A 10,531-nucleotide genomic window follows, 5' to 3' on the forward strand; every position below is an offset into this window, starting at 1 on the left:
CATCACCTGGGCGTCGACGGCCTCCTTGAAGGCGTCCTGGCGGTCCTTCTGGAGGGTGGTGGTGATGCGGTAGCCGCCCTTGGCCAGGGTGTCCTCGTCGACGATCTTGTTGGACGTCAGATAGTCCTCGACGGCCTGCACGAGATAGCCGCGCTGCCCGGAGAGGCCGGATGCGCCCTTGGCCTCCTTGGGCGCGGGGAAGTCGGTCTTCGCCCGTTCGGAGGCGCTGAGCCATCCTTCCTTGACCATGCCGTCCAGGACGTAGTTCCAGCGGGCCACGGCACGCGGCTTGTTCTCCGGGTGGGTCGCCACGTCGTAGGCGTTGGGGGAGTTCAGGAGCGTCGCCAGATAGGCGCCCTGCGCGGTGTCGAGATCCTTCACGTTCTTGCCGAAGTACGCCTGGGCGGCGGCCTGCACGCCGTACGCGTTGCGCCCGAAGTAGCTGGTGTTCAGATACCCGGCGAGGATGTCGTCCTTGCTGACCTCGCGGTCCAGCTTGATGGAGATGAAGAATTCTTTGGCCTTGCGGGTGACCGTCTGCTCCTGGCCGAGGTAGTAGTTCTTCACGAACTGCTGGGTGATCGTCGAGCCGGACTGCTTTCCCTTGCCGGTGACGGTGTTGTACGCGGCGCGGATCATCGCCTTGGGGTCGACCGCGGACTCGCTGTAGAAGTCCCGGTCCTCGGCGGCGAGGGCGGCGTGCTGGACCTCCTTGGGGATCTGGCTCAGCGGTACGTTCTCGCGGTTGACCTCGCCGTCGCGGGCCAGCTGGCTGCCGTCGGCGTACAGATAGACGTTGCTCTGCGCGGTGGCCGCCGTGTTGGCCTGCGGGATCTCGACGATCATGTAGCCCGCGGCGAAGCCGCCGACGCAGAGCAGGATCAGCAGGATGAATCCGCCGAGCACCATGCGCCAGGTGGGGAAGATCCGCCGCCAGCCCTTGCGTTTGGGGCGCTTCTTCTTGCCCTTCTTGCCGGTGCCGTCGGCGCCGGTGCCGTCGGCGTCCGTGGCGCCTTGGGGGGCTTCGGCGGAGTTCGCCGGCGTGCCGGCCGGGGGAGTGGCCGGGGGGTCCACGGGGTCGCGGGGTGCCCAGCCCTCGGGCTCTTTGCCACCCTGCTGCTGCGGCTCGTCGCTGCTGCTCATGTCTCGTGGAACTCCCGGTTCGCGTCGTACGTCACGTACGCCTCGTACGACCCATTGCACACTGTCGCTTCACGCGTTCCCCGCCAGGCACGCGCCGAGCGCCGAAAATGCCTGGCACGAGCGGTGACGGCCGCACTAGGCTCCGTCTCTTTGGTCCGGATCGGGCCCGGCGTTCGGCGTAGCTCGTCGAAGGTTTCGTCAAAGCTTCTGCTCAAGCTCTCGTTAAAGGGGATGCGCGTGCGTACAGGACGGTTCCGCTTATACGCGGCCGTCGCCCGAAGCGACTTCAGGCGGTACGCGACCTACCGGACGGCGACCCTGGCGGGGGTCTTCACCAACACCGTCTTCGGACTCATCCTCGCCTACACCTACATCGCCCTGTGGGACGAGCGGCCCGGGCTCGGCGGATACGACCAGGCGCAGGCGCTGACGTTCGTGTGGCTGGGGCAGGCGCTGCTCACGGTGATGGCCCTGATGGGCGGCGGCTTCGAGGGCGAGCTGATCGAACGGATCCGCACCGGGGACATCGCCGTCGACCTGTACCGGCCCGCCGACCTGCAACTCTGGTGGCTGGCGACCGACCTGGGCCGGGCCCTGTTCCAGCTGCTGGGGCGCGGTGTCGTGCCGATGGTCGTCGGCGCCCTCGTCTTCGACCTGGCCCTGCCCGCGCAGCCCGGGCGCTGGGTCGCGTTCCTGGTCGCCGTGTTCCTCGGAGCGCTCGTGAGCTTCGCGATCCGCTTCCTGGTGGCGCTCTCCGCGTTCTGGCTGATGGACGGCGCGGGCACCGCCCAGGTGGCGATGCTCGCGGGCACCTTCTTCTCCGGGATGCTGCTGCCGCTGAACGTCTTCCCGGGGGCGCTCGGCGAGGTCGCCCGCGCGCTGCCCTGGTCGGCGCTGCTCCAGGTGCCCGCCGACGTGTTCCTCGGCAAGCACACGGGCGTGGACCTCCTTCAGACGTACGCCTTCCAGATCGGCTGGGCCGCGGCGCTGCTCACGGCCGGGCGGCTGCTCCAGGCCGTGGCCACGCGACGGGTGGTGGTCCAGGGTGGCTGACCTCGCACAGGCGCGGCCCGGCCTTGCACGGGCGCGCCACGGCCTCTCGCAGGTGCGGGACGGGCTGCGGGCCTACCGGCTGATCTCCGGCATGTGGATCCGCTCCCTGATGGCCTACCGCCTCTCGTTCGCGATGACCGCGTTCGGCAATTTCGCGGTGACCGCGTTCGACTTCGCGGCGATCCTGCTGATGTTCTCGCAGGTGGACCGGCTCGGCGGCTACTCCCTTTCCGAGATCGCCTTCCTGTACGGCGCCTCGTGCACGTCGTTCGGGATCGCTGACCTGGCCCTCGGGTCCATGGACCGCCTGGGCAAGCGGGTGCGGGACGGCACGCTGGACACGCTCCTGGTGCGGCCCGCCCCGGTGATCGCGCAGGTCGCCGCCGACCGCTTCGGCCTGCACCGGCTCGGGCGCGTGACGCAGGGCGCGCTGGTCCTCGCGTACTCGCTGGTGGTCCTGGACATCGGGTGGACCCCGCTGAAGGTCCTGATGGTCCCGCTGATGCTGCTGTGCGGGGCGGGCATCTTCGCGGCGGTGTTCGTCGGGGGAGCGGCCTTCCAGTTCGCGGCGCAGGACGCGGCCGAGGTGCAGAACGCCTTCACGTACGGCGGCACGACGCTGCTCCAGTTCCCGCCGACCGTCTTCGCCAGGGACCTGGTGCGCGGCGTCACCTTCATCCTGCCGCTGGCCTTCGTGAACTGGATTCCGGCGCTGTACGTCCTCGGGCGGCCCTATCCGCTGGACCTGCCGGAGTGGACGGCGTTCGCCCCGCCGCTGGTGGCCGCCGTCCTGCTCGCGCTCGCGGGCCTCGTCTGGCGCACCGGCCTTCGTTCGTACCGCAGTACAGGGAGCTGAACTTCCGTGTCCACAGATCTCATTGAGCTCGACGGCGTCGAGAAGGTCTTCGACGTACGCAAGAAGACCGGCTTCCTGCGGCGCGAGAAGCACGAGGTGCGTGCCGTCGACGGCATCTCCTTCACCGTGCCGCGCGGCGAGATGGTCGGCTACATCGGCCCGAACGGCGCGGGCAAGTCGACGACGATCAAGATGCTGACCGGCATCCTGACCCCGAGCGGCGGCCGGCTGCGGGTCGCGGGCATCGACCCGTCCCGCGAGCGCACCCGCCTGGCGCGGCGGATCGGCGTGGTCTTCGGCCAGCGCACCACCCTGTGGTGGGACCTGCCGCTGATCGACTCGTACCGCCTGATGCACCGGATGTACCGCATCCCGGACGCCCGCTTCAAGGAGAACCTCGACCGGTGCGTCGAACTCCTGGAGCTCGCCGAACTGTTGGACGTCCCGGTGCGCCAGCTCTCGCTCGGCCAGCGGATGCGCGGCGACATCGCGGCGGCGCTCCTTCACGACCCGGAGGTGCTCTACCTGGACGAGCCGACGATCGGCCTCGACGTGATCAGCAAGGCCAAAGTGCGCGGATTCCTGCGGGACTTGAACGCGGAGTCGGGCACGACGGTCCTGCTCACCACGCACGACCTGACCGACATCGAGCAGCTCTGCAAGCGGGTGATGGTCATCGACCACGGCCGCCTGATGTACGACGGCGCGCTCGCCGGTCTGCACGAGGCGGGGGAGAGCGAGCGGACCCTGGTGGTGGACCTGGAGCGTGAACTTCCGCCCATCGAGGTGGAGTCGGCGCGGGTGGTGAAGGTGGAGGGCCCGCGGCAGTGGCTGGCCTTCCCCGCGGCGGAGTCGGCAGCTCCGCTTGTCGCCCTGGTCGCCGAGCGGTATCCGATGGTCGACCTCTCGGTCAGGGAACCCGACATCGAGGCGGTCATCGCCAAGATGTACGCGGACAAGGCGACCTCGTAGGCTGCTCGTATGACCGACGAGCAGCCGCATCTCCCCGATCTCCGGGCCGCCGACGCCGACCGCGAGCGTGTCGCCGAACGACTCCGTGACGCGGTGGCCGAGGGCCGTCTCGACATGGAGGAGTTCGAGGAGCGCCTGGAGGCGACGTACAAGGCCCGTACGTACGGCGAGCTTGAGCCGATCACGCGGGATCTGCCCGCGGTGGGCGGCAAGGTCTCCATGGTGAAGGGCCCGGTGAGCGACGATCCCGCCGCCATCGACTGGTCGGAGCGGATGGTGGGCGGCGAACCGACGTCGAAGCTCGGCTTCGCCTTCTGGGGCGGTTTCGGCCGCAAGGGCGGCTGGGTGGTCGGCCGGCAGTTCGACGGGATCGCCATCTGGGGCGGCGGCGAGATCGACCTGCGCGAGGCGCGGTTCACGGAGCGTGACGTGGAGATCCGCTGCTGGACCCTGATGGGCGGCATGCAGGTCATCGTGCCGCCGGAGATGACCGTCGTGGTCAAGGGCTTCGGCTTCATGGGCGGCTTCGACGACAAGGCGACCGGCGAGGGCACTCCCGGCTCGCCCCGCGTGGTCGTCAAGGGCTTCGCCCTGATGGGCGGCGTCGGCGTGGACCGCAAGATCCGCCGGGTGGAGAAGCTGCGCCTGAAGGAGGAGCGGCGCCGCGAGCGTCTGGAGAGGCGCGAGGAGCGGCGCGAGCTGCAGATGCGCAAGCGCGGCGAGGAGCGGGGCTGAGGGGCGGCTGAGAGGCCGCTGGAGGGCGGGGCTGAGGGGCGGGGCTCAGTCGGTGGACCGAGCCCCTGCCGGCAGCCCCGGAGGGCCTACAGCTCGGCGGCGGCGGACCCGCGCAGCTGCGTCAGGTTGAACGTCTCCGACATCTTGCGGTAGCCCTCGTCGCTCGGGTGCAGGTGATCACCGGAGTCGTACTGGGTGCGCAGCTTGCGGGGGTCGTACGGGTCCCGCAGCGCCCGGTCGAAGTCCACGAACGAGTCGAACACCTTGCCGTCGCGGATTTGTTCGTTCACCGCCTGGCGCACGTTCTCAAGGGCCGGCTCGTAGCCCCGGTGGCCGCCGAACGGCATCAGGGTCGCGCCGACGACGCGCAGGCCGCGGGTGTGCGCCTGCCGGGTCAGCTCCCGCAGGCCCTCCACGATGCGGTCGGGGTTGTTCTGGTGCGGGTTGCGCAGGATGTCGTTGACGCCGAGCGCCACGACTACGGCCTTGACGCCCGACCGGTCGAGCACGTCGCGGTCGAAGCGCGAGAGGCCGCTCGGGTTGTCCGCGGGCGTGCCGTTGCCGTCCGAGAGGACGCGGTTGCCGCTGATGCCCGCGTTCACCACGCCGTAGCGCGGGCCGCCCGACTCGTCGCGCAGGCGGGTGGCGAGGCCGTCGGTCCAGCGGGCGTTGGCGCCCATGGTCGAGGAGATGCCGTCGGTGAGCGAGTCGCCGAAGACGACGACGGTGCCGTCCGCCTCGTTGCTCAGGACGTCCACGGCCGAGAGGTAACGCCAGGAGGTGCTCTGCTGGTTGTACGCGGCGCTGTCCGGGTCTTCCGTACGGTCGCCGTCGGCGACGTAGCTGACCTGGCGGGCGTGCGGGTGGAAGGTCACCGGGCCCGAGGGCGTCGGCGAGTACGTCGTGACCAGGAGGTCACTGGCGTGCGGCACGCGCATCCGCACCGCGTCGCTCATCACCTGCTGGCCCGCGGGGATCACCACGGACGTGTTGCCGTTGAAGTTCAGGCGGCGCAGGGTGCCGGGCGCGGCGGCCGGGTTGTTCGAACCGACGGCGACGGCTATGGAGGCGTGGGTGATGCTCAGCGGCTGCCGCCCGTACAGGTTCGACAGGGTGATGCGGGCGCTGTTGCCGCCGACACTGGTGTGCACGACGTTGCGGATGGACTTGCCCGCGAAGCCGTTGCGCTGCGTGTTTGGTTCGGCCGCCGCGGGGGATGCGGCCCAAGAGCCGACCCAGGTGCCCGCGGAAGCGGGCGCGGCGGAGTTGCGCGGGCCTCGGGGCCCCGCGCTGATGGTGTCCTGAGATCCGTCGTCGGTGGATACACCGAGGTATATGGCGGCGGAAATCACCACTATTACCGCGAGGACCGCGGCAAGCAGGGCATAACCGTGACGCTTGGTCATGCGGGCTGTGTCTCCTCGAGCAGGGGGAGCCTGACCGAGGCTCCGATGTGATCACCCCATGATGCGTCATGGGCCGTGAGGCGGCCGACACTGCCCCCCTCCGACCATTCAGACGCCGGGAACTTGTGGTCCGTTCCAGGAGTCGGTCAGGAAGGGGCGCAGAGAGACGGGGACAATACGGATGAGGACGCCGCGAACCACGCAAACGGGCCAGGTGGAGTGAGTGGAACGTACGAATCGATCATTTCCGGATGATGCGGCCGAAGCTGGTCCTGTCGGACAGTATTCCCGTGAGCCCCACCCGGTAACCGGCGTCTCCTCCGGCTCCGACTCCGGCGGCTCCGGGGCGGGCTCCGGCCCCGGCCCCGGCGGCTCCGGGGCGCGTGCCGGCTCTGGCCCCGGTGGTTTCACGTACAGCCCCGCTGACGAGGAAAAACGCCGCGGCGTCCGCCGGATGAAGATCACCGCGACGGGCCTGCTCGTCTTCGTCGCGCTCGTCTACGTACTCGCCAAATGGGCACAGAACTCCGGCGCGGGCGCCTGGGCGGGCTATGTCGCGGCGGCGGCCGAGGCCGGCATGGTCGGCGCGCTCGCCGACTGGTTCGCGGTGACGGCGCTCTTCCGTCATCCACTCGGTCTGCCCATCCCGCACACGGCGATCATCCCGAACAAAAAGGATCAACTGGGCGTATCCCTGGGCGAGTTCGTGGGTGAGAACTTTCTCTCATCCGAGGTCGTACGCGGACGGCTGCGCGCCGTGGGCATCGGAAACCGGCTCGGCACCTGGCTGGCGGACCCCGATCACGCCGACCGGGTGACGGCCGAGCTCGCCACGGCGCTGCGCGGCGCCCTGACGGTGCTGCGCGACTCCGACGTCCAGGCCGTCGTCGGCGAGGCCATCACGCGCCGCGCCGACGCCCAGGAGATCGCGCCCGGCATCGGCAAGATGCTGGAGAAGGTCGTCGCGGACGGCGGCCACAAGCGGGTCGTCGACCTGGTCTGCGCCCGGGCCCACGACTGGCTGGTGCTGCACGACGAGTCGGTCATGCAGGCGGTGCAGGGCGGCGCGCCCGGCTGGACTCCGCGGTTCGTCGACAAGAAGGTCGGCGAGCGGGTCTACAAGGAGCTGCTCCGCTTCCTCGCCGAGATGCGGGACATGCCCGAGCACCCCGCGCGCGGCGCCGTCGACCGTTTCCTGGCCGACTTCGCCGCCGACCTGCAATCCGACTCGGACACCCGGGAGCGCGTGGAGCGCCTCAAGCGGGAGGTCCTGGGCCGGGGCGAGGTGCAGGACCTGATCGCCTCCGCCTGGTCGGCCGTACGCCAGATGATCGTGGCCGCCGCCGAGGACGAGCAGAGCGAGCTTCGCCTGCGGGTGCGGGCCGCGCTGCTCTCGCTGGGCGCGCGGATGGCCACGGACGGGCGGCTCCAGGAGAAGGTCGACGGCTGGGTCGAGGGCGCCGCGGTGTACGTGGTGACGACGTACCGGGACGAGATCACCTCCCTGATCACCGACACCGTCGCGGGCTGGGACGCGGAGCACACCTCGAAGAAGATCGAGGCGCACATCGGGCGCGACCTCCAGTTCATCCGGATCAACGGCACGGTGGTGGGGGCGCTTGCGGGGCTGCTGATCTATTCGGTGTCGCGGCTGCTGGGGGCCTAGGGGGCCTCTCCGGGTGGCTCCAGCGCGCGTGAGGGGGGTTCTGCTGGGCACTCTGGAGTAGCTCTCCCGACGCCGGGAGGGCCGTCGCCCGGGCACGGCAGATGCGGCAGGCGACGTGGGACAGCGGAAGGAGCCGCCCGCCATGACCGCGTCGTCGTCCGACCGAGAGCGCACAGGCAACGAGACCGGCACCGTCACCACCGCCGTCCCCGCCCGGCTCGACCGGCTGCCCTGGTCCCGCTGGCACTGGATGATCGTCGTCGGCCTCGGCACGGTCTGGATCCTGGACGGCCTCGAAGTCACCACCGTCGGCAACATCGCGAGCCGCCTCTCCGAGGAAGGCAGCGGCCTCGCGATCAGCTCCGCCCAGGTCACCGGCACCGCGGCGGCCCTGTACGTGGCGGGGGCGTGCGCCGGGGCCCTGTTCTTCGGCCGCCTCACGGATAAATTCGGCCGAAAAAAGCTCTTCATGGTCACCCTCGCGGTGTACCTCGGCGCGACCGCGCTCACCGCACTGTCGTTCGACGCCTGGTGGTTCTTCCTCTTCCGGTTCCTCACGGGCTTCGGCATCGGCGGCGAGTACGCGGCCATCAACTCGGCCATCGACGAGTTGATCCCGTCCAAGTACCGCGGCCGGGTCGACCTGATCATCAACGGCAGCTACTGGCTCGGCGCGATCGGCGGCTCGCTGCTCTCCGTCGTCATGCTCAACACGAGCATCTTCCCCAAGGACCTCGGCTGGCGGCTCACCTTCGCCCTCGGCGTCGTACTCGGCCTGGTGATCCTGCTCGTACGCCGCCACGTCCCGGAGAGCCCGCGCTGGCAGTTCATCCACGGCCGGGGCGAGGAGGCGGACGCGCTCGTCACGTCGGTGGAGCGGGAGATCGAGGAGGAGAAGGGCGAGCGCCTGCCGCCGCCGCAGTCCGAGATCACCATCCACCAGCGCAAGAGCATCGGCTTCGGCCTCATCGCGAAGACGGTCTTCCGCGACTATCCCAAGCGCGCCGTCCTCGGCCTGTCCCTCTTCATCGGCCAGGCGTTCCTCTACAACGCGATCACCTTCGGCTTCGGGGCGATCCTCACCAAGTTCTTCGACGTCCCCTCGGGCAGCACCGGCTACTACTTCGCCGTCATCGCGGCGGGCAACTTCCTGGGCCCGCTCTTCCTGGGCAAGCTCTTCGACACGGTCGGCCGCCGGATCATGATCTCGTCGACGTACATCGTCTCGGGTGTCCTGCTCTTCGCCACGGCCTGGCTGTTCGACCGGGGCTCGCTGAGCGCGACGACGCTGACGGCCTGCTGGTGCGTGGTCCTGTTCTTCGCGTCGGCGGGCGCGAGCAGCGCCTACCTCACGGTCTCCGAGATCTTCCCCATGGAGACCAGGGCCATGGCGATCGCCTTCTTCTACGCCATCGGCACGGCGGCCGGCGGCATCAGCGGCCCGCTGATCTTCGCCGAGCTCACGGAGTCGGGCGTGGTCGGCGACACGGTGCTCGCCTTCCAGATCGGCGCGGGCCTGATGTGCGCGGCGGGCCTGGTCGCGGCGGCGTTCGCGGTGAAGGCCGAGCAGCAGTCGCTTGAGGACATCGCGAGGCCGCTTTCGGAGGCGAAGGCTTCGGGGTGAGGGGTCAGGGGCTCGGGGGGAGGGCTTTCGGGTGAGGCGGGTGGGAAGATCCGGGGGTGAGCGGTGAGGGAGCGGAGGAGAGGGCGGAGGGCCCGCACAGAGTCGCGGTCCTCGTACGGGACGGCGTGCTGCCCATGGAGCTGGGCCTGGTCCACCAGCTGTTCGGCAACGCGCGCTCGTCGCGGGGCGCACGCCTCTACGAACTGACGACCTGCGCCCTGACCCCCGGCATGATCCGTACGGACGCCGACTTCCCCGTCTACGCCGAGCGCGGCCCCGAGGCGGTGGCCGCCGCGGACACGGTGATCGTCCCCGCCTCGCACGAGGAGGACGAGTCGCTGGCGCCGGGCGAGCTGCCGCCCGCCCTCGCTGCGGCGCTCGACTCCGCATCCGGCGCCCGTATCGCCTCCATCTGCACCGGAGCCTTCGTCCTCGCGGCGGCCGGGCTGCTCGACGGCCGCAGGGCGACGACACACTGGCTTTCGGCGGACCTCTTCGCCCGTACGTTCCCGGCCGTGACGGTCGACCCGGACGTCCTGTACGTGGACGAGGGCCCCGTCCTCACCTCCGCGGGCGAGGCGGCCGGCATCGACCTCTGCCTGCACATGATCCGCGGTGACCACGGCGCGGCGGTCGCGGCGGAGGTGGCCCGCCGTACCGTCGTACCCCCGCACCGCGAGGGCGGCCAGGCCCAGTACATCCGCCGCCCGCTGGCGGAGCCGCGGCTGACGTCGACGGGCCGGGCCAGACAGTGGGCGCAGGAGCGGCTGGGGGAGCCCCTGACGCTGGCCGAGCTCGCCGGGCAGGAGTCCATGAGCATCCGCACCTTCAGCCGCCGCTTCCGCGAGGAGACGGGCCTGACGCCGATGCAGTGGCTGACCCAGCGCCGCGTGGACCGGGCCCGCGAACTCCTGGAGGAGACGGACCGCACGGTCGACCGCATCGCCGCGGAGGCGGGCTTCGGCACGGGCGCGTCGCTGAGGCAGCACTTCCAGGCGGGGCTCGGGGTGTCGCCGGGGGCGTACCGGATGACGTTCAGGGGGACGAGGGGCGGCTGATGCCGGGGTGTGCGGTTG

The 10,531-nt window shown here is 70.3% G+C and carries 9 protein-coding genes; 7 read left to right on the forward strand and 2 right to left on the reverse strand.

Features of this window, described 5'->3' with window-relative positions; genetic code table 11:
• Positions 1-1,143, reverse strand: a 1,143-nt coding sequence (locus ACQKIP_RS28970; protein ID WP_427744553.1) for a transglycosylase domain-containing protein, incomplete at its 3' end; no start/stop codon positions are given.
• A 231-nt stretch (positions 1,144-1,374) separates the two neighbouring features.
• Between ACQKIP_RS28970 and ACQKIP_RS28975 the strand changes: the two genes are divergently transcribed.
• The 4 genes from ACQKIP_RS28975 to ACQKIP_RS28990 are packed head-to-tail and all read left to right on the forward strand — an operon-like array spanning position 1,375 to position 4,759.
• Positions 1,375-2,196, forward strand: coding sequence for an ABC transporter permease (locus tag ACQKIP_RS28975; RefSeq protein WP_365857372.1), 822 nt, complete (start codon positions 1,375-1,377; stop codon positions 2,194-2,196).
• Positions 2,189-3,052: an ABC transporter permease gene (locus ACQKIP_RS28980; protein ID WP_365857374.1), complete on the forward strand. Its 864-nt coding sequence runs from the start codon at positions 2,189-2,191 to the stop codon at positions 3,050-3,052. The genes ACQKIP_RS28975 and ACQKIP_RS28980 overlap by 8 nt, the downstream gene beginning before the upstream one ends.
• Positions 3,053-3,058: 6 nt before the next feature.
• On the forward strand, positions 3,059-4,024 hold the full coding sequence (locus ACQKIP_RS28985) for an ABC transporter ATP-binding protein (protein ID WP_365857376.1): 966 nt from the start codon (positions 3,059-3,061) through the stop codon (positions 4,022-4,024).
• A 9-nt stretch (positions 4,025-4,033) separates the two neighbouring features.
• Complete coding sequence (locus tag ACQKIP_RS28990) at positions 4,034-4,759, forward strand: DUF1707 SHOCT-like domain-containing protein (protein ID WP_365857378.1); 726 nt, start codon at positions 4,034-4,036, stop codon at positions 4,757-4,759.
• 86 nt (positions 4,760-4,845) lie between these two features.
• On the opposite strand, the gene ACQKIP_RS28995 is transcribed toward ACQKIP_RS28990, so the two are convergent.
• The gene (locus ACQKIP_RS28995) at positions 4,846-6,165 is read right to left on the reverse strand and encodes an SGNH/GDSL hydrolase family protein (protein WP_365857380.1); all 1,320 of its coding nucleotides are present in this window, start codon (positions 6,163-6,165) and stop codon (positions 4,846-4,848) included.
• Between the two features lie 223 nt (positions 6,166-6,388).
• Here ACQKIP_RS28995 and ACQKIP_RS29000 point away from each other — a divergent pair, with 223 nt between their 5' ends.
• The 3 genes from ACQKIP_RS29000 (at position 6,389) to ACQKIP_RS29010 (ending at position 10,513) form a co-directional block, all read left to right on the forward strand.
• Positions 6,389-7,831, forward strand: coding sequence for a DUF445 domain-containing protein (locus tag ACQKIP_RS29000; protein ID WP_427744556.1), 1,443 nt, complete (start codon positions 6,389-6,391; stop codon positions 7,829-7,831).
• A gap of 142 nt (positions 7,832-7,973) precedes the next feature.
• Positions 7,974-9,455 (forward strand): MFS transporter, encoded by a 1,482-nt coding sequence (locus ACQKIP_RS29005; protein WP_365857384.1) that lies wholly within the window; start codon positions 7,974-7,976, stop codon positions 9,453-9,455.
• A gap of 56 nt (positions 9,456-9,511) precedes the next feature.
• Positions 9,512-10,513, forward strand: a complete 1,002-nt coding sequence (locus ACQKIP_RS29010; protein WP_365857386.1) for a GlxA family transcriptional regulator — start codon at positions 9,512-9,514, stop codon at positions 10,511-10,513.
• The last annotated feature ends 18 nt before the right edge of the window (positions 10,514-10,531 follow it).

This window comes from Streptomyces sp. NPDC059900 (assembly GCF_050270335.1).
Lineage (GTDB): Bacteria > Actinomycetota > Actinomycetes > Streptomycetales > Streptomycetaceae > Streptomyces.